Annotated in this window: 14 protein-coding genes; 6 read left to right on the forward strand and 8 right to left on the reverse strand. The window is 36.5% G+C overall.

Going from position 1 to position 23,231, the window contains the following annotated elements:
- Positions 1 to 6 precede the first annotated feature (6 nt).
- The 5 genes from BM201_RS04275 to BM201_RS04295 all read right to left on the reverse strand — a co-directional run bounded on the left by BM201_RS04275 (position 7) and on the right by BM201_RS04295 (position 4,009).
- A complete protein-coding gene (locus tag BM201_RS04275) occupies positions 7 to 876 on the reverse strand; it encodes a relaxase/mobilization nuclease domain-containing protein (RefSeq protein WP_092540120.1) in 870 nt (289 codons plus the stop codon).
- Positions 873 to 1,394, reverse strand: coding sequence for a mobilization protein MbpA (gene mbpA / locus BM201_RS18205; protein WP_245758589.1), 522 nt, complete (start codon positions 1,392 to 1,394; stop codon positions 873 to 875). Before mbpA ends, BM201_RS04275 begins: the two co-directional genes overlap by 4 nt.
- Positions 1,369 to 2,262: a toprim domain-containing protein gene (locus BM201_RS04285; RefSeq protein ID WP_092540121.1), complete on the reverse strand. Its 894-nt coding sequence runs from the start codon at positions 2,260 to 2,262 to the stop codon at positions 1,369 to 1,371. The genes mbpA and BM201_RS04285 overlap by 26 nt, the downstream gene beginning before the upstream one ends.
- Positions 2,263 to 2,464: 202 nt before the next feature.
- Positions 2,465 to 3,676 carry a primase-helicase family protein gene (locus BM201_RS04290; RefSeq protein ID WP_092540122.1) on the reverse strand — a complete coding sequence of 404 codons (1,212 nt, stop codon included), beginning with the start codon at positions 3,674 to 3,676 and terminating at the stop codon, positions 2,465 to 2,467.
- Positions 3,677 to 3,730: 54 nt separating this feature from the next.
- Positions 3,731 to 4,009: a helix-turn-helix domain-containing protein gene (locus tag BM201_RS04295; RefSeq protein WP_092540123.1), complete on the reverse strand. Its 279-nt coding sequence runs from the start codon at positions 4,007 to 4,009 to the stop codon at positions 3,731 to 3,733.
- A gap of 427 nt (positions 4,010 to 4,436) precedes the next feature.
- On the opposite strand from BM201_RS04295, the gene BM201_RS04300 reads away from it, so the two are divergent.
- Complete coding sequence (locus BM201_RS04300; RefSeq protein ID WP_092540124.1) at positions 4,437 to 5,546, forward strand: Fic family protein; 1,110 nt, start codon at positions 4,437 to 4,439, stop codon at positions 5,544 to 5,546.
- 152 nt (positions 5,547 to 5,698) lie between these two features.
- On the opposite strand, the gene BM201_RS04305 is transcribed toward BM201_RS04300, so the two are convergent.
- Both BM201_RS04305 and BM201_RS04310 read right to left on the reverse strand, forming a co-directional pair.
- Positions 5,699 to 7,669, reverse strand: a complete 1,971-nt coding sequence (locus BM201_RS04305) for a glycoside hydrolase family 97 protein (RefSeq protein WP_092540125.1) — start codon at positions 7,667 to 7,669, stop codon at positions 5,699 to 5,701.
- 178 nt (positions 7,670 to 7,847) lie between these two features.
- Positions 7,848 to 10,649 carry a sugar-binding domain-containing protein gene (locus BM201_RS04310; protein ID WP_092540126.1) on the reverse strand — a complete coding sequence of 934 codons (2,802 nt, stop codon included), beginning with the start codon at positions 10,647 to 10,649 and terminating at the stop codon, positions 7,848 to 7,850.
- 252 nt (positions 10,650 to 10,901) lie between these two features.
- Between BM201_RS04310 and BM201_RS04315 the strand changes: the two genes are divergently transcribed.
- The 5 genes from BM201_RS04315 (at position 10,902) to BM201_RS04335 (ending at position 21,683) form a co-directional block, all read left to right on the forward strand.
- Positions 10,902 to 14,024, forward strand: coding sequence for a SusC/RagA family TonB-linked outer membrane protein (locus tag BM201_RS04315; protein WP_092540127.1), 3,123 nt, complete (start codon positions 10,902 to 10,904; stop codon positions 14,022 to 14,024).
- A gap of 133 nt (positions 14,025 to 14,157) precedes the next feature.
- Complete coding sequence (locus BM201_RS04320) at positions 14,158 to 15,570, forward strand: RagB/SusD family nutrient uptake outer membrane protein (RefSeq protein ID WP_175486975.1); 1,413 nt, start codon at positions 14,158 to 14,160, stop codon at positions 15,568 to 15,570.
- Between the two features lie 349 nt (positions 15,571 to 15,919).
- Positions 15,920 to 19,084 carry a SusC/RagA family TonB-linked outer membrane protein gene (locus BM201_RS04325; RefSeq protein ID WP_092540129.1) on the forward strand — a complete coding sequence of 1,055 codons (3,165 nt, stop codon included), beginning with the start codon at positions 15,920 to 15,922 and terminating at the stop codon, positions 19,082 to 19,084.
- Between the two features lie 10 nt (positions 19,085 to 19,094).
- On the forward strand, positions 19,095 to 20,636 hold the full coding sequence (locus BM201_RS04330) for a RagB/SusD family nutrient uptake outer membrane protein (protein WP_092540641.1): 1,542 nt from the start codon (positions 19,095 to 19,097) through the stop codon (positions 20,634 to 20,636).
- Positions 20,637 to 20,648: 12 nt separating this feature from the next.
- Positions 20,649 to 21,683, forward strand: coding sequence for an IPT/TIG domain-containing protein (locus tag BM201_RS04335; protein WP_092540130.1), 1,035 nt, complete (start codon positions 20,649 to 20,651; stop codon positions 21,681 to 21,683).
- Positions 21,684 to 22,257: 574 nt separating this feature from the next.
- On the opposite strand, the gene BM201_RS04340 is transcribed toward BM201_RS04335, so the two are convergent.
- Positions 22,258 to 23,229, reverse strand: coding sequence for a glycosyl hydrolase (locus BM201_RS04340; protein WP_175486976.1), 972 nt, complete (start codon positions 23,227 to 23,229; stop codon positions 22,258 to 22,260).
- Between the last annotated feature and the right edge of the window lie 2 nt (positions 23,230 to 23,231).

The following is a 23,231-nucleotide window of genomic DNA, read 5'->3' on the forward strand; positions in this document are numbered from 1 at the left end:
AGAGGTTTAATATCCGATATCCATGCCTTTGGATATAGACTTTTTAATTACTTTTTTCGTGATTTCTTTCAATAGTTTTAAGCTGATTTGCACCGGTTCAGGGCTTTTCGTCAGGCTAATTGCTTTATTGAGTTCTTTAAATTTTTCGAGGCCATGTTCCCGTGCCATTTGCTTCCCAATATTGGACATACTCATGGAGCGGTGAACGGCGCTCCCTTTGAGGCTGTGTCCATCAAATTCAAACCGAAAGCCCTGTAGTTTTTGTTGCTTATTGATAAATGGAATGGCTTTTACGCCATTGGTTTCCATCCCTCGCATGTATGCTTTATACGTTTCCGGTTTGAACTGTTTCATGGTCAGCTCATGCCGACGTTTGATTTCCAAACGGATATCGGTAAGATTAATCTCTCGTATGAGCTGTACCTCACGAACGGTGGTCAGTTGATGTTCATGAGCTACCCGCTCGGCAGCATGCTGACTACGTTTACCAATAAAATTATCCTTATAGGCTCGACCATCAAAATCAATCCGGTTCACATACAGATGCACATGTTTATGCTCTTTATCCTGATGCACAAAAGCAATTGCCTGTCGCTCGCCCAGTTTCATCTCCCGCATAAAGTCTTTGGTCAGTTCTCCGAGTTTCTGCTGATCCAGTGTGCGTCCATCTTCTATGGTAGGACTCAGGACAAAGGAAAGCGTATTACGTTCACAATGCTCATTCAGCTTTTGGATCTGTTCAAACTCGCGGCTAATTTCCTGCGGAGAATCTCCCACGATATTTTGAGCGTAGACAATCTCTGGCTCCTTTTCCTGGTTCCATCCATACTTCATGGAAGCTTGGGTATGACTAATGGATTTTCCTTTACCAATCATAGATCCAGTTTTTTAATATGTTGCTTCATCGCCTCGGCCAGTTTATAAACTTCAGTAGATAACCTGGGATCCCGTTTTCGGAACATATTCCCAATCGACTTAAAGTTGTTATGAAATTTCACCAGGTCCTTGTAGATAGCAATATGATCATCGCTCATCCGCTCATTGATGGGCAGATCCATCGCAGATTTTCGACAAAATTCACTCAGACTTAATCCCGATCTTTTAGCCTTGATGTTCAGTAGTTTTTTCTGGTACAAAGTACACCTGAATTTGATTAAGGAGGTCTTCCCCTTAAACATCTCTTTTTTTTCATTGCGACCATGGGGAGCAATCAAGATTGTGTCCACAGACACACATCTTGAATTAGGATCTATATTAGAATTTTCCGTTGGATGGGAACCCGTGTCCCCATCATTGGAAATCCTCGTTTTGCCTTCCCTTTTTTTTAGCTTTTCAAAGCTTAAGGAATAGGAAGATTTCTTTTCATTTTCAAAGGGTATTTTCTCGTCGAACATGGCAGAGTTTTTCGTTAAGATCTTTATGTGGGTAAAATCGATATCTCAGGTCTATGGCCTGAGCAAAATGTTCTAGTAAATACGAAGTCATACGATCTCCGGCAGGGTCATGATCCAGGCATAATAAGATCGGATCATTATAACCATCAAAGCCTTTGATAATTTCCTGAATAAAGGATAGGGAGTTGAGTATGATATGATCATGGGTAAAGAATAGTTCAGGATCCAATAGCGCTAAAGACAGGTAATCAAATAAACCTTCGGTAATGATCAGCCCATTTCCATCTTGTTGAAAATAGCTATAGGATTTCGGAGAACTTGAAGCTTTATAAAAAGCATTCCGAAGCTCATAGCCTCCCCGTCTATTTTGTAGACCAATGGCATAATACGGTTTTCCATGTAATTCAAAATGTACTTCACTGGTCAATTCACGAATCAGTTCTCTCGGGATACCACGTTTTTTAGCATAACGGAGTAATTGAAAATTTGATAGTTCCTGAACACAAAGTATATTAATACCCTCCTTTTCCTTTTTAGAAATCTGCTTATGAAAAGACAAAGAAGGTTTTTTAATATCTGTAAATGATAGCTGCTGATCATTGGCCAGAAATTGTAAAGCTTCAGTAATGGAACATTGTTTCAATGCAATAATCAGATCCAGGCAATTTCCACCTTTTCCCAATCCGAAGTCGTACCATCTATTATTACGATAAGAGACATGGAAAGAGGCCTGTGTTTCTGACCGCAGGGGACTCAGAAACCAGGCTTCTTTCACCGTTGTTTTGCTGGGATAATGACCTAATTTAGCGAGTACGTGTACGATGTCTAAATTACGAGCATCTTCACAGCATATTTTCTTTATTTTCATAAGCGTTCTATTTTCTGGATTTTTTTGATGAATTGATGAGAACCCCTCCTAAGCCCTTATAGACATTGAGCTGAAGCTGTCATCAAAAATTCATCAATTCATCATTTTTATTTTCAATAGCAGGCTTTTATTCATCACTTTTATTTTTGATGAACATTTGATGAATAAATGATGAGCTACTAAACCCCTATAAATACAGGGCTTAACCTTCCCCGTTCATCAATTCATCAAAATTCTCGGTCAGAAACGACCTTGAAATGTTAAAATAACGTCCTTTCGCTTCCTGCTGTTCTATCGATCCATCCCCCCACCATACCAATCTTTGATAGCAAAATGTATTCTTTTGATTCTCTAATTTCCAGGAATTCTTTAGCAGTCGTCTAAGCTGGGTAAGATCCGTTTTAATCCGTGTCCGATTCAGTAGTTGTAATGCATCAATCGGGCAGAGTTGAATGTCATCGATATTAAAGTGATCCATACCCATTAGTAAAATGGTGGCCAGTTCTTTTTCTACCCGGTTACGATTATTGGCAAGCAATTTTTTTAAGGCTGGCGTTTTTAACTGAGAATGATGAAACCACATCCTAGTGAGATGTTTGGAATGCAATTGACGGTGTTTTAAAAAATGAAGAAAGGCCGGAACTTCCCGGTTAAGATGATAGAGATAATCCGTTTCTTCAGCTGTAATTTTAGGCACTTTAAGCACCCAGAACCGGGTTTCATTTCCATCAATCTTGATAAAGTTATCCTCATTATTACTGCATAGGATAAACTTTCCAAAGAATTCCACTTCCCGTTTATCCTTCCCTTTAGCCTCCAACTTATTAATGTTGGTGGTACTCAGGTATTTGATGCGCTCGGTCAATTCTTCTTTGTTGAAAAGCACTTCATCAATACAGACTAGTAGCTTATTCGCCCAATCCGCATTAAACTGACTACTAAAACTATCATTGGTCAGATAGGTCATATTATTTTCAAAAATGCTTTTCAGCCATTTCAAAAAGGTACTTTTCCCGGTGGAACGTTCTTTAGAAACCAAACAAAGGATCGGTAAGGTTTGCACCGGTTTGGTATATAATAGTTGCAGATAGTCCAATCCCAATTCAAAATGCTCCCCAAAAATATGTTGGACAAAATTCAGGCTAAAACCTAATTCCCCTTGTATTGGAATATTACTTAACGGGGAATAAATATTGTAGAAATTATGATAGACCGGTTTAAAATTCAGGTGATCGGGAATACAGGTAAAACCATCATATTTTGCAATTTTACTCAGGTATGATTTCCCATGATCCTGTCGAATGGTCTCCACACTCCAGGGCAGCAAAAGCTCATTGAAGTGTCCGGCAATGGTAGGTGCTTTGACTTTTTTATAATACGAAGTCCCTACCCTTAAATATGGTATACTTTTCATAATAGATGAATTTGTGCTGAGAATACAGCAGGTTAAAAAATGAAAAGAATGTGCTTACTGATCCAGCAGCTGGTCAACTATGGGAGTATTAAGATCTTCTTTGGTCACCCGTTCATTTTGAAGAAGCCAGGAATTAAGCTTATGGATATCAAAAAAGATGCGCTTTCCATTAGGCTTACTATGTGGAATAGCACCAGAGGCGGTAAGTTTATACAGGTAGTTTTTAGAGATTCCTGTATAATCACAGGTCTCATCAAAGGTCAGTACTTTCTTTACACCCAAAAGAAGATTTTCAATCCTGTCGAGTTTTTCTTCTAATTTAAACTTGTCCATTGGTATTTGATTTAGAAATTAATAATGAACAAGACGTCTTGTAATCTATAGTAGAATTCTATCGATAAAAGTAGTATTAAACGCAAATAAATAGCGACTGATACGTCTGTAGTTATTCACAGTGGGCTATGATTTAGGCAATTACACTAAAATGCTTTCAATTAGATTTAAGTCATATCAAATTATATTTCAACTTAAATTTTATTTGAATCAAATTGATCAGATTTAATGTTTTGAAATATTTAAATCGGTCAATTGTTAATAACTATATCGATAAACAATGCTGAATATAGAATAGAATAAAAAATGTATTCCGTGTTAACTTAGTTAGAATCCGTTACTGTAATCACGAATGAGCCGAATAATAATTTTATTCGGCTCAAAAAAGTCATATATTTGATTTGAATAATGTATTTATCTGGCTCATATGTATAACTGGCAACTTGAAAATTGGCCTTATTTTGACTATAAATCAAAAGCAATCAATGATATTGTTATTGAATTTGCCTCAGAGACGGGTGAAGTTAAAGGGATTATAGATAGCCTGCCTTCTGACTTTAGACAAGATGCGATTATACAATTTATGATCGATGAGGCCATTAAAACTTCAGCGATTGAAGGGGAATATTACAGTCGTCAGGATGTAATGTCATCGATCAAAAATCGATTAGGTATTGGAAATGGTGCTACTATTAGAGATATCAATGCCAGGGGGATTGCAGAATTGATGGTGGAGGTAAGAGAAAACTTTTCCGAACCTCTAAGCGAGCGATTAATTAAGGGATGGCAAGCGATGTTATTTACCAGATCCAGGTATATTCAGGCTGGGACTTATCGGTCTGGAGAGGAACCCATGCTTATAGTATCAGGGAGATACGGTAGAGAAGAAATTCATTACGAAGCTCCTCCATCTCATCGTGTTCCTATGGAGATGAAACAGTTCATACAGTGGTACAAGAAATTTGATATTGAAAATAATGATATTCGAAGTTCATTGATCAAAACAGCTATTGCTCATTTGTATTTTGAAACGATACATCCTTTTGAAGATGGAAATGGACGTATAGGTAGAGCCATAGCTGATAAATGTCTTTCTGAATCTTTAGGTAGAGTATTAGTATTAAGTATATCCACTGCAATCGAACAAAATAAAGCAGCGTATTACCAAGCCTTAAAAATGGCTCAACGTTCCCTGAATATTACGGATTGGATTGTTTACTTCTGTAATACTATTTTGACCGCCCAGAAAAACGCTAAAGCAGTTATTCGATTTATTTTAAAGAAAGCAAAATTTCTGGATCAACATCGGGAGAATTTAAATGATCGTCAGTTAAAAGTGATCTTAAAAATGTTTGATAAAGGTGTTGAAGGTTTTGAAGGAGGAATGACCGCAAAGAAATATATATCATTAACCAAAACTTCAAAAGCCACCGCCACCCGAGATTTACAGGATATGGCTTCTAAAGGAATTTTGAAACCACAAGGAGGAGGACGGAGTGTTCACTATGAGCTAAATTTAAACCTTAACAAACTCTGAGGTAAATTTTGTTTTGGATAACTATTCCATGAATAAAATTTATTGGCATAAGCATTTTAGATTGAATTTATAAATAAAAAGGGAGAGCAATTTAATTTGTTCTCCCTTTAAAATTTAATACTATAAACTATTATATATTATCATTGAGTTTATTATACCTGCTTGAAGATTATTAAAACTCCACCACCTTTAGCCAGATTTAGGTGGAGATTCGAAGTCCTATCTACACGAATTTTTTCAACCTCATAATCTTCTGCATAATGATTTGCATTTAAACCATCCTTCAAGATTGTTGCTTCATAGTTAGCTCCATCAGTTAGAAAATCTAATTTAAGATCTAATTCATGTTCAGACCAATCTGTCATAGATCCTAAATACCAATTTTTACCATTGTTTCTTACTATGGTTAAGTATTCTCCAATCTTTGCTTCAATCACTTTAGTCTTATCCCAAACTGTAGGAATTTTAGAGATAACCTCTACCGTTTTTTTATCTTTTAAATAGGATGAGGGACTATCACAAAGCATTTGTAGGCCACTTTCATAAATTACATACATTGCTGCCTGATGTGCTCTTGTCCCCATACTCATTGGACGATCAAAAATAACAGCGTGATTTTTAAGTTGAGCATTTCTCATAGCTCCTGGCGTATAATCCATAGGACCTATGGCATTTCTGGTAAAAGGTAAAATTAAATTATGTGTAGGGGTAACATCATCAATCCATTTGTTATTTTCATTTCCGTGAACACCTTCATAACTAATAACATTAGGATAAGCTCTTCTAAGTCCAGAAGGCTTGTAAGCCCCATGAAAATCAACCAAAAGTTTACGCTTGGCGCATTCTTTTGCAATTTTCTCATAGGAATTAACCATTTCCTGATCTGCTCTTTGCATAAAATCTGTTTTAATTCCTACAGCCCCCCAATCGGCATAGGTATCAAGAATTTGCTCCATATTAGCATCGAGTGGTTTCCACAGGCACCATAAAATTATTCCTACATTTTTCTTTTTACCGTAAGCTATAAGTTCCTTAACATTTATTTCCGGATTAAATTCTAAAATTTCAGTGGTAGATTTTGTCCAACCCTCATCAAGAATCACATATTCTAAACCATAATCAGCGGCAAAATCAATGTAATATTTATAGGTTTCTGTATTTAATCCAGCTTTAAAGTTTACATCGTATAAATTATTTGCATTATACCAATCCCATGCGATCTTACCTGGTTTAACCCAATCAATATTCTTTAACTCGGACGGTCTGGATAACAAATAAACAAGATCTTGTTCGATTAGATCTTTATCTCTAGCAGAGGCTATAAATACTCTCCAGGGCAAGCTGCGGGTTCCTTTTGTTTTAGCAATATATGGAAACTCCTCTGTTATTACAAGGTTTCGATCACCTGAACTACCCTCGACAGGTTCAGTTTTGGCTACAGCTTTAGGAAACTTTGCTTTTAAATTTCCATTTCCATCACTTTCTAAGAAAAGATTGGGGTAATCATACAAATCGGCTTCTGAAATTAAAATATTCATTTCATCTGCCTTAAATAGTATAGGCATTGCTCCAAATTTTCCTTTCTCCAAAGTGTCGATCGCGACCTGGGTAAATGTTTGTTCATAGTGAGAATAGGTTGATTTTTCATATGGGAAAAGGGACGTTGTGGATTTTGGGAATTTTAAATCTAACTGTTCATTATCAATGGTAATGTCATTTTTAAATGTAGTGTTGAAGCGATACGCAAAACCCTCATTATAGACTCTAAAACTCAAATAAAAATCTTGTTTGAAATAAAGATTAAGTTCGTTGAAATTCTCTATGATATTTTTTGACTTTAATGGAATAGGTACCTGAATATTGTTGTGTACACTATTGTTTTTTGTTTTTTTAATTATAGGATTGCTCCCTAATGTATTACTATTCACATCAATCGAGATCGTTGCCTGGGGAAGTATGAGTTTTGTATTTTTATATACAGAAAAGGATATGTTTTCAGCTATATTTATTTTAACCTCTGTTTCCTTGTTAGGAGAACTAATTGAAAATTCTTGAGAAACAGATTTTAGCGATAGTAATAAAGCGATTAAAGCCAATGTGCATCGTATGTTTTGAAATCTCATATACTTAATATTTATTGTTGAAATTAATTTTTAAATGTCTCCCCTTTTTCTAATTCTGCCGAATATTTTTTGTTGCGATAATGAATAATTGTTTTTCCCATTAGTAAAAGTGATTTTAAATTCAGAAATATTATAATGATATTCCGAAAGCAAAGGATGATTTCCTAGTATTACTTTTTTAGAAAAAATTTTCAAGTTCCGTGTTTGAAATACCAACCTTTGGATTGAAATTGTCGGACTCCATATATTTAATGATTGAGTTATAAAGTTCAACTGCCTCTGGTTGATCAAAAATTTTGGAAAGTTGAGAGGTGCATATTAATAACTTTCCTTTGCCTATTTTCAATTCGTATATCATCCCTAGTTTATGATTGCGTTCAAGATTATCAATTACCTGAACTATCGGTTTGAGCTCATGGGGTAGTTGATCAATAATCATTGCACTGCTCGCTTTTATAATTGAAAACCATTGCCAGTTTGTATGATTATCGGTAGGGAATCTTTCAAAGATTGGATGTTGTGAATCTATTAATAGTCCCAGGGTTCCTGGTGATACTGGCTTATTTACATTTTCACTTATGGATTTAAACATTCCATAGTTCCAGAATTCAGGTGGGAAATGACCTGGAAAACTATTGTTTTTTATGTTTTCTGAATCTGGAAATAATAGCACTTTTCCACCGGCATTAAGTCGATCGAATAACTCATTATCTAAATTATGCTTGACTAAAACTTCTTTAGCAACGACTGGCGACTTAGGCTTATAAACCCATATTGGATAATCATTAGCGCTAAGAGAATTATTGAGTTCTAAATGTAAATTAAGCTTACCTGCATTTTCGGATAGGTTTAAATCTGCTCGAATAGTACCGATATAAGTATTGCCCCCCTGTGATGATTCTTTTGGTTGGAATTGGCCTTCTGCAATAGTGTCATTACCTTTTGAAGTGATACTCCATTGTAAAGGTTCATTTATTGAGCTTTTGCCATAATTTGATACAATAATGTCTGCTTGAAATTTTTCATCGGTGGTCCAGCAATACTTAGAAAATTCAGCAAGAAGTGTGATGTCACTACAAGATTGTTTCCATTTTTCTTTTGAAATTACATTTTTACTATCCATAAATGCATCTAAAACACCTACCAATGCGGTACCTTGCCCAGGGAAATCCTGTAGATCCAACAACTGAAATCCTGCAAGGCTATCTGTTCTAAGAGCAGCTTCCATTTCTGCTTTATAACAAAGTGCAGCCCATGCCCCTGAGGCTTTTTGGAAAATACTGTCCATTTCTGCCATGCCGGATTTCTCTAGATTTTTTTGAAATGATATCAAGTTCCATGGTTTCAATACTCCGGTATATTTATGAATTTCTTCGTAGTCCGGATAAATTTGGTATTGTCCAATTTCATGGCTTATTACAGGAATTGAAAGTCTCAATACAGCATCATCGAAGGTTCTGGTGGTTGAAGGATATTTTGTGTTCAGAATACCTCCCTCATGACTATCGGCATAAGCATGGGTTAAACGCGTATGTGTTTCTATACTATCACTTGCTGAAGGTGTTCTGGATCCAACGAAAAAATCTACATAATCTCCAGGCTTTAAATACCCAATATTATTATTGGAACCCATGGTATAAAGAGGACGATTGTCATAAGCTTTAAGTTTTTTTATATACTCAGCAACCCGGTCATGACCACTCCAAATTTCATTTCCAGGAGAAAATAAAACAAAAGAAGGATGATTGCCGTATTCATCTAACATTGCTATACCTTCTTCGAATTGCATTTTTGCGATGGAATCGGAATCCATACCCCCCCAAAAAGGAAGCTCTACCTGAAGATAAATACCTAATTTGTCAGCTGCTTTGAAGGCTGCTTCTGGAGGACAATAAGTATGAAAACGGTAATGGTTAATGCCATATGATTTTGCAATTCCATAAATTCGTTTCCATTCTTCAGTAGTCATCGGAGGATAACCCGTAATAGGAAATACTGCCGCTTCGTGCTTCCCTCTTAGAAATGTGGTAAGACCATTGATAGTAAATTTTCTTCCCTTTGCTTGAAACTCACGCATTCCAAATTCTTCAATAATAGTACTTTTGATGCTATCCTTATATACGGTGGCCTCAAGTTCATATAATGGTTGATCGAATTCATCCCAAAGTTTTATATCATTTTTAAATTCAAATGTTAATTGAATTTTGGATTGATCTTTAATCTTATATCGCTTTGAAGAAATTTCATCTCTCTGAGTTTTCCCTTTTTTATTCAACTTCAGAATGATGTCAAAATCTTTATAATCAGTATCATTGTTTATTTCTAAATCAACAGTAATCCTTTTTGCCTGTATATCCGGATGTATTTTTATAGAATTAATTCTCAAATTATTAAAGGCTTCCAGGTGCATATCTCCTAGTATTCCATTCCAATTGGTTTGTGTATCATCAGAGTAGATGTGAACATTCCCATATGGTGTCAAATCTAAATCGTTATTCACCATAATAGTTATATAATGCTCCCCTGGGGCAGCATAGTTGGTAATATCAAATTTTTGAGGTGATTGCAAAAGATGGGATTTTCCAATGTATAAGCTGTCAATCCAAATTTTTGAGACCTTAGTTCTTTCCAGGAATAATTCTACATGCTTGCCTTTAAAATTTGCAGGAATATTTATTTTTCTGCGATACCACGCAGCTCCTTCATATTTGTTAGGTCTGTTTAAGTGTAAAGTTGTTGTATCCTTATTGATTATTCCTTTTTTCCTTAGATCCGTTGTGCCAGGTAATTCAATCTTATCATTCAGCGTTTTCAAAAACCATTCTTTTTGAACTCCCACTTGCGCAGTGTCTAAAGAAAATTGCCAATTTCCATTAAGTGGTAGAATATTAGAAGTATCTGGATTGTTCTCTCGTGTGCATCCGCTAAGAAAAATAGATAAGAATAGTAACACAAAACAGTTACAGAAGATGGATTTCATAATAAAAAGGATTAGTGATAATACTAAAATCGAATAAAAAATAAAGCTGACGTAAAATAATTCGATGATTTATCATTCAATTTTATTTTTTGATAATGATTTGACAAAATAATATTAATTCTTTGAAGAAACTCGGTATAAATTTGATCTTGATAATATTTAAGTGCCTCTATTCCCAATAATTTATATTCTGCATCGAAAAGGTTGTAGTGGCTTTTAAATAAAACAATGTATCAGTAAAAACTATATTTTATGAATCAAATAAGAGAAAGTTTGTATCTTTTTTTCTTGTTGCTCAGTTTCGGAGTATTTGGTCAAAAGACTATTACGGGAACCGTCACAGATGCCAATGGCATGCCTTTGCCAAGTGTTAATGTAATTCTGCAAGGAACAGATAACGGTGTTGTAACCGATTTTGACGGTAACTATCAAATTGAAGGGGTATATCCTGAGGATTATCTGGTTTTCAGTTTTATCGGAATGGAGCAACAATCATTTTTAGTAGGGGAACAAACTACTATTGATGTAGTTCTTCAAGATGGAGCCAACAATTTAGATGAGGTTGTACTTGTAGCCTATGGAACAGCCACCAAAAGAGATTTGACCGGAGCTGTAAGCACAATGTCTAGTGAAGATATGGAAACCTTTCCTGCTACCGATGTAAATCAGGCTATTCAGGGTAAATTGTCTGGGGTTCAGGTAACCCAAAATTCGGGTAGCCCCGGCTCAGCAATGAGTATCAATATAAGAGGAGTTGCATCATTTGGAAGTAATGATCCATTATATGTTGTTGATGGATTTCCAACTCAGGATATTTCCTTTTTAAACCCTAATGATATTGAAAGTATCTCTGTTTTAAAAGATGCATCTGCTGCTGCTATTTATGGGGTGCGCGCTAATGCTGGAGTTGTTATTATAAAAACTAAAAGTGGGGTTTCGGAAAAAGTAGTAGTCTCATTAGATAATTTTGTAAGTATTCAAACGGTACCACAGCAAATTGACATGTTAGATGCCCCAACCTTTGCCAGGTTTGCTATGGAAACTGGTCAAGATCAGGGTGTGAACACTCTTGAGGAATGGAATAATCCGTCTAATTTAAGAACTGTAAACTGGCAGGATTATGCATTTGACACTGGTGTGAAAAATGTTCATAATATAAGTATTAGAGGAGGTAGCGATAGATCCAAAACTGCATTTAGCCTTGGAATGGTAAATGATGACGGTATTGTAGTTTCAGCAAAGTACAAGCGTTATAATATTGGATTAAATACCGACTATAAAATAGCAGAAGGACTTAAGTTCAGAGGAAGTATTAAATATGCTTACGCTGAAACATATAATAATTTAGCGGCAGGTTTCTATGGTTTCGCCAGAATATTTGATAATGTTCCTTATTTGAATAATAGTGGTATAGCTGCACCATATGACGATAATGGAAACTATGGCGTTTTTACGGATAGTCAGTTGATTTCAAGTAGTACTAATGTCATTGCAAATGCTTTATTATATGATAATGATAATAATAGCACTACTTTATTAACTAATATGGCTCTGGATTATGAATTTCTGGACGGATTCAAAATTACAGGGAAATTTGGCTATCGTAATAATGGTTATAGCGGGAGTAGCTTCGTGCCTACCTATTTCCGTAGTGCGAATGATCAAAATGCAAATGCTTCCTATTCCGTAAATCAGTCTAAAACCAATCAATATATAGGTGAGCTTTTACTAAATTACAAAAGAGTATTTGATAAGCATAGTTTAGATATTCTTTTAGGTTCTTCAGCTCAAAAAGAGCTTTATGAAAATATTGCAACCACCGGGCAAGGATTTCTAAATAATAGCATACGTGACCTTTCATCAGCCAATGAAATAATTAATTATTCCGGAACTAATGGTACCGCAACCTTCGCAAGTACTTTTGCACGCTTAAATTATGTATTTGATCAAAAGTATTCCTTTACGGCTACTGTACGAAGAGATGGTGTTGGTAATAAATTTGCATCAGATAATTTATATGGAGTATTCCCTTCTGTGGCAGGTGCATGGAATTTAGATCAGGAGAGCTTTATGGATAATTCCGTATTTGACTTATTAAAATTACGTGGTAGCTGGGGGGAAACTGGTAATAGTCAAGGTATTGAAGCTTTCCGGTATATGGCTACCTATACTTCAGGGGCTACGCAGGAAAATTCAGGTTATGTTTTTGGCGGATCCCCCGTAACTGGATTGTCATTAGCGAGTCTTGCGAACCCGGATTTAACCTGGGAATCTCAGATACAAACAAATATAGGTTTGGATTTTGAGCTTTTTGACTCAAAATTTTACGGAACAATTGATTATTTTAATAAGTCAGCTAAAGATTTCTTACTGGATCAGACAATTCCAGCTCAAAACGGATTTACGACAATGGCCGTTAATGCCGGAAATGTTGAAAATAAAGGTATTGAAGTTCTTTTGGGCTATCGTAAGTCCGAGGGAGATTTTACCTGGGATCTGTCAGGAAACATAAGTGTTATAGAAAATGAGATAACAGATTTAGGTAATCAGGAGTTTGTAACGTACCCTTCAAATTTTACACCAAGCTTTAATACCAGTTGGTCAGGGTTTACCCGATCCTATGTGGGAGGAAATGTAGGAGCATTTTATGGATATCGGGCAAATGGGATATTTCAATCTCAAGAAGAGATAGATCAGCTTAATGCTGGAGCACCTGATGGAGAATATCAACCTGCATATGGTTTAAATCCCATCGCACCCGGAGACCGAAGATTTGAAGATATCAATGGGGATGGAGAAATCACTGCTGAGGACAGAGAGATTATCGGAAGTCCTATTCCGGATTTATATGGAGGCTTAAATTTTAATGCAGCCTATAAAAATTTTGATTTTCAATTGGCAATATATGGAAGCTATGGAAATGATATTTTAAATTTTATCAAAAGTCAGAATGAAAGTCTGGGAGCCTACGGATATAATTCTGTATATACGAATGTTAGCCAGGAATACTATAATAATCGTTGGACACCAACGAATCCATCTAATACTTATGCCAGGGCAGTTATTGAGGATACTAACCGAAACGGAAGAATATCAGATTATTTTGTTGAAGACGGTTCGTTCTTAAAGCTAAGAAACATTAAACTGGGATATAACTTACCGCTATCTATTTTAGAACGCTTCAGTGCTTCTCGTGCTAATTTATATATCAGTGGACAAAACCTTATAACGCTGACCAGTTATAGTGGCCTGGATCCTGAGATAGGAACAGCAACAGATATAGATGGAAACGGAGGTGTGCAAACAAGAGGGATCGATTTTGGGTCATATCCTAATTCTCCAACAATAACTCTTGGGTTAAACTTACAATTCTAAAATTAGAAAAATGAAAAAGCTAGGTAAAATAAATAAGATTAAAATAATCACTTTAAGCTTGTCAGCAGCCTTTATATCTTGCTCGGATGATTATCTGATTGATGAACAATACGATGGTCTGACTTCCGAAATAGTGTATTCCGATCCTACGACTGCAGCCGCAACCGTTACATCTATATATGATGCCATGCAAATGGATATGGTAGAAGCAACTATTAAGGGTCTGAATTATCCAAATACATATTCAACACTTGATTTTTATAATATCGGGAGTGATACCTTTTTCAATACCTACGAGGTGCCTACGGATTTTGATGGTATAAACCAGTTATGGATAAAAATGTATGGCGGCATCGTTGATGCTAATAATGCTATCTATAATATTGAAAATATGATTGAATCCGGAAATATTGAAGAAGAATATGGAAATCGACTTATAGGGGAAAGTTATGCGCTTCGAGGAATTTATTACTCAATGTTAGCATCGAATTTTGGAGGAGTTCCTCTCGTAACTGATATTACGACCACTTCTGAAGAAAGCTTATATACCCCTCGTAGTAGCCAGAATGAGATATTTGAGCATGTCGTTCAAGATTTACAGATGGCTATTCAATATTTGCCATGGTCGTATAATGCAGAAAATACAGGGAGGGTTACCAGAGGAGCCGCCTATGCTTATCTGGGTAATGCTTATATGTGGCTAAACGATTATAATAGTGCAATTAGTGCCTACGAAAATTTAGAAGGACGTTATACTTTAGAAAGTAATTATCTAGATATTCATGATTATGAAAATAGAAATGGAGTTGAGTCTATCTTTGAAATTCAGATGTACTCTCCTAGCGGCGCGGCTAATTGGGGTGGTAATGATGATAATATGAATAATTTTCAATGGTTTACAATGCCTATAGAAATCCAAACTTATGGAGGATATACTGTTCCTACGGAACAATATTATAATTCGTTTGAAGAAGGAGATTCCAGAAAGCTTGCTACACTTATTGGCCCTGGAGAGGAACATCCAGACCCTGATATTAATATATCAGAATATCCAAATATTCAGGCAAATTACGGAGGTATCAATACTTGTGGTACCGTGGAAAATCCATGGATACAAGAAGGTCGAAGCGGCTATTATGAAGTAAAGTTCTGGAGGAACCCGTTAATTGATGCTTATGTTGGTAACATTTTTAGCGATCAAAACCTGATCCTTCTAAGATATGGACAAGTGCTCTTAAGTCTTGCTGAGGCTAATCATCGGGTAGGAAATGATGCTGCAGCTGAACAATACTTAATGCAAGTTAGAAATCGTGCGGGCTTAAATAATTTACCTTCTGGGAATATGTTAGATATAATTCTTGAAGAATATAGGCATGAATTAGGTGGAGAATTTTCTTTATGGTGGCTTTTAAGACGATCTGGTGAACATATTAGATACATTTCAGAACATTTCGGAGTGAGCATTCCTAACGGAAAAGATATTTTACCAATTCCTCAGGAACAAGTTGATGCTAACCCTAATTTAGAACAAAATCCCGGATATTAAGACTATTTGAATGGAGTTCGTTCTAGTCATATCATTTTTAGTATTCTACAAAGGTTTCGATTTATCGAAACCTTTGTAATTACGAAATTGTATGAACTTCTAACAAAGTGGCAGCTTGTTATAAAATGTATTCCATATTGCCATCGCAAAATATTCAATTTTCCCCCTTATAGAATCATTTAGTTACTTGTTTATTTCATTTTGAGGAAATTTAGTACTGATAAAATCTTACTATTAATTGAGTAAATAGTATTATTTTTAAATACGCATTCAAGTTACCTTGTCATTGTTAATTATTTAATAATTTCTCTTTATTTAAAGAATTCATCAACTAAAACGTTATCGTAATATGAGTAGACTTTTACTAATAATTAAAAGATTTGAGCATTATAATTCTAAACATTTTTGCATTATTGGTTGCATGCTCTTAAGTCTGGTAGGTACGGCTCAGAAGACAGTGTCCGGAACGGTTACCGATGCTGATGGAACCGTACTAATGGGCGTAAATGTGATTGAAAAAAATACATCAAATGGAGTGACCACAGATTTTAATGGAAATTATACTATTGATGTACAGGATCAAACCGTTCTGGTTTTCAGTTTTTTAGGTTTTGAAACTAAAGAGGTGTTAGTACTCGATAAGAAGGAAGTGAATGTTAGATTATCGGAAAATCAGGAGAGCCTGGAAGAGGTGGTTGTTATTGGTTATGGGGTTCAGAAATTAAGTAATGTGAACTCTTCGGTATCTTCGGTAAAAGCAGAGGATATTCAAAATCTTTCCCAGGTTTCTGTAGATCAAATGTTACAAGGGAAAGCAGCAGGTGTAACCGTTACTAATAATTCAGGGCAACCCGGTAGTGCGGTATCTGTAAAGATTAGAGGAACTTCTTCTCTTTCGGGAACTAATGAGCCACTGTACGTAATCGACGGTGTGCCTATTTCTGGGGATGCTACTAATCAAAGTACCAGTGGACGTCCTGTAGCTGGAGGTAATTTTAGTAATGCGGGTAATGTTGCTGTTAGTCCTCTTTCATCAATTAATCCTAATGATATTGAATCTATAGATATACTAAAGGATGCTTCTGCTACTGCAATCTATGGTTCCAGAGGCGCTAACGGGGTGGTTATTATCACTACAAAATCTGGGAAAAGTGGGAAAGGTCGTCTAACCTTAGATTCATATGTTTCTTTTCAAGAGCAAAGCAAGTTTTTAGATGTCATGAATCTGCGAGAATATGCTGTTTTACAGAATGATCTTGCCGAAACTTATGGCATAAGCCCACGTATAGAATTTGCCAGGCCACAATTGTTAGGTGATGGTACTAACTGGCAGGATGAAATTTATCAGACTGCGATGTTTGAAAATTATCAGGTATCTTTTGGTGGGGGAAAGGAAAATGTGAATTACTATATTTCAGGAGGATACACCAATCAGGAAGGAACTGTAATTGGTTCGGCTTTTAAACGATATACCTTTTTAACCAATTTGGACGCAAAATTAAAAGACTGGTTAAAAGTGGGGGTAAATATCAATAGCGGTTTTACTGACCAGGATATTACCTTAAACGGTCAGCAAAACGGTATTATTAGCACTTCTTTATTAAGCACACCAGACGTTGCGGTGAGAAACCTGGACGGCTCTTATGCAGGTCCACCGGAAGATGGTAATCTGGGGTCTTTTATTAACCCAGTAGCCTCAGCACTTTTAAGGACCAATCAATTGGATACGAAAAATTTTTATGGAAATGTATTTGCTGAAATAAACTTGTTCAAAGGCCTTAAGTACAGATTCGAATTAGGTGGTAATGCTAGTTTTAATAATAACAAACAATTTAATCCAACCTACCAGTGGGGAAGTGCTATCAACGATCGGGCAACTCTAGATGTGCGTAACCAGGATTCCTATTCCTTGAATGTGAAAAACTTGCTTACCTATTCTAGAAGTTTCGATAAGCATAATGTTACCTTGCTTTTAGGACAGGAAGCGAACGATGCACACTGGAAAGGTTTAAGCGTTCAGGGTGCTGGTTTTGTAAGCAATAATCTACCGGAGCTAAGCGTGTCCGACCCCGATGAATTTATTTATCAGGATCAATATAAAGGAAGCCAGGCACTATATTCCTATTTTACCAGACTTATTTATGACTTTAATAATAAGTATAGTCTTACTGCTTCGTTTAGGGCAGATGGTTCTTCCAAATTTGCGAAAGAAAATAAATGGGGATATTTCCCAGCTGTATCGGGGTCCTGGAATATTTCAAATGAAGATTTTATGGAGAATATCAATGAACACTTAAATAATCTTAGGATTAAAGTAGGCTATGGGGAAACCGGTAATCAGCAGATAGGAAACTATCTTTACGGTTCCACAATTAACGCCGTACCTACCGGATTAGGACAAGGCTTCCTCGTTAGTAATATAGATAATCCCGATCTGCAATGGGAAACATCCAAACAAACAAACATCGGGCTGGATTTCTCTCTTTTTGAGAATAGTTTGTCAACTACTGTCGAGGTATATAATAAAACTTCAGAAAACTTTCTTTACCAGGCGCCACTGCCACTATATTTAACTGGCGGTCAGGGTTACGAAGGCGGTGTGGCTGCTCCTTATATCAATATTGGAGAGATGGAGAACAAAGGGATTGATGTTACCGTAAAATATAATAAAAATTTCGGAGATTTCAGCTGGAATTCTTCTCTAGTATTATCTAAATATAATAACGAAGTTGTTTCAGTGTATAGCGGTGCAAGTATTCAAAAATCCGTAGCTTTTAACGATTATACTACTGGGATAGTAACTAATACGACTTCGGGAAGACCTATCGGCCAGTTTTATGGGTTGGAAACCAGGCGGATTATTAGGACAGAGGAGGAGCTAGCCCAGGCGCCGCAGACGTTTTTTGGTACCTCTGCCCAAACTTCACAGCTAGGGGATATTGAATACGTAGATCAAAACGGGGACGGTTTTATAGATGATTCTGATTTAACTTTTATAGGAAACCCTAACCCGGATTTCACATACGGTTTCACCAATAAATTTAATTATATGGGATTCGAACTTTCCGTTTTCTTACAGGGAACGGTAGGTAACGAAATCTTAAATCTTACGCGTAGAGCAACAACCTTAAATACCAACCTGTATCAAAATCAACTTGCTGAAGCTATAGATTTCTGGAGTCCGGATAATATAGATGGCGAACTTCCAAGACCTGTAGGTTCGCTAGGCCATCCTAACATCAGGGTGTCCGACCGGTATGTCGAGGACGGTACCTACTTACGTATTCAGAATCTTACTTTCGGGTATACACTACCCACTGAAGTCGTAAACAAATTTTACCTGTCTAAATTAAGGATCTACACTAGTGCACAAAACCTGCTGACGTTTACAGATTATAGCGGGTACGATCCAGAAGTTGGTGCCTTTAACCAGGATGCGTTGCTTAACGGAGTAGACAATGGAAGGTATCCAACACCGCGAACCATAACCCTTGGGGTAAATGTTGAATTTTAATAATGAGAATATGAAAAAGTTTTATAGTAATTATAGCATACTATTAGCAATAATTTTAATGGGATTTTCTTCCTGTTCTGATGAATTCCTAGAAAGACCGCCTGAAGACACCTATAGTTTAGACGAATTTTATAGCACTAACGAGCAGGTCGAAGCCAGTACCAATGCCTTATATGGGAAAACATGGTTTTTTCTTCATAACAAAACCCTGTATGCGATTGCTGAAGTGGGTGGCGGTAATGCTTTTACCTACTCTAGTGATGTGAATGGATTAAGGTTGTTGAATATTACTTCTACAGATCCTGTTTTAACAGATGCCTGGAAATCTTGTTTCGCCACCGTGGCGCAATCCAATTCCCTTATTAACTTGTTACCTTCGCGGGTGGGGAACGAAGTAAACGAGGAGGTGTTAAACAATACCCTTGGCGAAGCACATTTTATGAGGGCCCTTTCTTATTTTTATTTGGTACGCCTATGGAGGGCAGTTCCTATTATAGAAAATAATGCCGCACATGTAAATGAACCTCAACTAAATACAAATCCTGAAGAAGATATCTATCGTTTTATAGAATCCGATCTTAATTATGCTATCGAGAATTTGTATGCCAAAACCAGAGGTAGTAATTACGAGGCCAATGGTCATGTTTCGAAAGGTTCTGCCAGGGCCTTGCTAGCAAAGGTACTATTGTACCAGGAAAAGTATGATGAGGCCAGGGCGATGGCAGAACAGGTAATCAATAGTGGAGAGTTCAAATTATTTGGTGGTGAACAACTGCCTAATCAGTCCTTCGGTGATCTCTATAAAATAGCAAATAATAATAACGAAGAATCTATTGTCGCTTGGCAATGGACTTTGGGTAACTACTTTACTGGGAATTACCTAAATACGATGTTTGCTTATTCCTCCATAATTAATAATTCGACTTATGGTGGTACTTTTGCACCTTCTCAGGATTTGCTCGATGCTTTCGAGCCGGGGGATTTAAGGCGTAAACAAACGGTGATGCTTCCCGGTGATTATTATCCTGATTTGCCATCTGCTAACGGTCCGGATTTTACAGTTCCCGATGATATTGATCCACAAAATGCCGGGGCGGGTATCAAAAAATATGTAGTAGGTAAAAATGGGATAACCGATGGTAACGGAGGAAGTCCTAACAACACTTATATCATGCGTTACGGCGAGCTGTTTTTAATACATGCCGAAGCCATATTGGCGGGAGCTCAAAGTACGGCTGACCCGGCAGCCTTGGAATCTTATAATACAATAAGAGAAAGGGCGGGCTTGCAGCCGGTAAATTCTTTCACTTTTGACGATTTATTGCACGAGCGAAGGATCGAACTTGCTTTTGAAGGAGACTACTGGTTTGATCTTGGCAGGATTTCTCCTCAGAAAGCAGTTGAGATTGTTGCGGCACAAAACCGCGGAGATGAGGATAATCCAGAATATGCAGATCCTAGACCGACAGATTTTATACTTCCTTATCCTTCTTCAGAACTTATTTTAAATCCCAAGTTGGGACAGGATCCCGTACCTTATAATTTTGATTAAAATAATTTTATTATGAAACATATAAAAATATTATATAAAGTAACCATACTGGTCTTTGTTGCCGGATTAATGTTTACTTCTTGCGATAATGAGGATGATAGTAACGGATCTTCAGAATTAATAGTGGAAAGTATCAGTTTTGCTGAAAACGACTCTCTGGTAAATACTGGGTATGCTAATAATATGTATATCATTAGAGGGGAAGGTTTTAGTGATTTAAGAAAAATTTATTTTAATGAGACCGATACCTATTTTAACCCCACTTTAGTTACTGATCAGGTAATTTTTGTAACCATAGCAGACGGCACACCTTTTAGAGGAGAGAATAATAACCTTGTTTTACAAACCAGTGATAATTCTGTTACTTATGAATTTCCTATAGGTGCACCGCCCCCAAGCATTACAGGCTTTAATCCTTTAGCCGGCGGAGCAGGAGATATTGTTACCATAGAGGGAGAGGTGTTTGACGATTTAATTGAAGTGCGGTTTGGAGATATTCCTGCGGAAGTGGTTTCTTCTACAACTACAGAAATTAAAGTAAGAGTGCCTGAAGGCGTGGTGCAAGCCCCTATATTCGTGGAGACCGAAGGAGGGATTACCCGGGCCACTCAAACATTTGGATTCAAATATCTTATTTATGATGATTCTCTGGACAATAGCTGGTGGATAGGCGGCTGGGACGGTACCCAAGACTTTGAAAATACCGAACAGGTACGTAGGGGTGACTTTGCTATTAAAAGAACCTACACCGGTGCTTATTCTGGTTTCCAAATAGGTAATGGTACCGGGGAACTATCGGTTAGCGATTACCAGGCTATAAAGATGTCTATTTATACAACTTCCGGCGGACAAAATGTTCAGTTGGTTATCAATAGTAATTATGATGCACCTTATGTGATATCGCTTACCCAGGGAGAATGGACGAATATTACCGTTCCTTTTGAAGAGCTGGGATCACCATCGGGTACTATCAATGAAATAGTTGTGCAAGAGATTAGCGGTAACGCCCCTGTAGTGATTTACATAGATGACATAGGTTTAATATAATAATATAAGTTGTTGAAATATCACTGTTTTAAAAGGCCGGTAAGTTTATTACTGGCCTTCTTTATTCGTTAAACTGGAATATCTCAAAATTTATAAGTATCAGGGGAAAATGAAGAAGAATATTATTTATGAATCCAATACCGAAAAGCTTTAATCTCCTATGCTAATCTTCCGCAAATGACTTTTTAGTTTCGCCACTTGGTTATAAATAGTATTTGAAAACTTCCGATTTCGCCCTTAATTCAATATATTTTAATCCATTGAACTAAAATTGATAGTAATTATTAGAGGTCTTTTTTTACTAATCATAATTTTTATGAAAAATAATCCTAGAGAAAACCAATTTAATGTATCTGGAATTTGCCTTTAGTTTCACAATTATATAGTATTGACTTCTGATTGTGTGTTTTTTATCTTTTCTGAAGCTTAAATAGTAAAGTTTTAATAAAGTTTATCGGAATGTTGATATCAATAACCCAAAAGATCAACCCTATAATTTCTAAAATCATGTGGTAAGAGGCCTTGATATTGTTATATTTTTTCAATTTAAAGCAGCATTTTAATTGATAGGAATTTAAAATTTTAAGGATATTTCATTTCTATTAATCGTTTTATGAAAATCAAAGACATTTTGTACCCTTTCGTTGGTATTCGCCGTTTCTATCCAGTCAGACCAGACCATAAACCAAGACCATTTTGGTTGTCTTTCTAGAATATTTGTTTTCGGCAATTGCCCTACTTCTCCCAATGCGATAGGCTTTCCATCAGCGAGTTTTAAGAGGCTTTCGTAATCTTTTTGCTCATAATCATAGTGATAAACATCGGTAGCCAGTATGTCAACAAATTCTTTTCCAGGGTAAAAGTCTTTGTAAGCATAAGCTTCGTCGTAAGGAATATCCCTGGGACCATTTGCATTCCACACCCAGATTAAGTTATTAATTTTGTGCACTGTGGTTAGACGATGGTAGAGCATTTTCCATAGTTTTTGATATCCATTTTTTCCCGGTTGGTTTCCCCACCAAAACCACACACCATTCATTTCGTGATAAGGTCGCCATAGTACCGGAATATTCGCTTTTTGCAATTTATTCAATGTTTTGGCGATCGTATCTACCTGCGCTTTCCATCGCTTATTTATGGCGGTTCCATCGGTAATAAGCGCCTTCCATTGTTCCTGTGAAAAGTCATTTTGCACACTACTGCTCCATCCATATGGAGCCTCGTCTATAGGTCGACCAACATGCCACATCAAGGTTATAATTGCACCTTCTTTGTGTTTTTTCTTAGCTTCTCTAACTATTCGTTCCCCAGGATTATTTTCCCGGTTCCAGTAAAGATCGGTTCCCCAAACCGCGGGATATTTGCCAGAGATATTTTCGGCGATATTGTAAAAATGATCGGGTTCTTCGTTATAACTATGTTGTCCTGAAAGTATGTTTTGATCAAGGTTATAGATAAAGGATAGTAATTTTTGCGCTTCTATACTTGCATCTTTATTTACCGGTTGCTGCGCGTAGCTATAAGTGGTAAATAATATTGCAGTCATTA

It is taken from the genome of Zunongwangia mangrovi (assembly GCF_900112105.1).
Taxonomy (GTDB): Bacteria; Bacteroidota; Bacteroidia; order Flavobacteriales; family Flavobacteriaceae; genus Zunongwangia; species Zunongwangia mangrovi.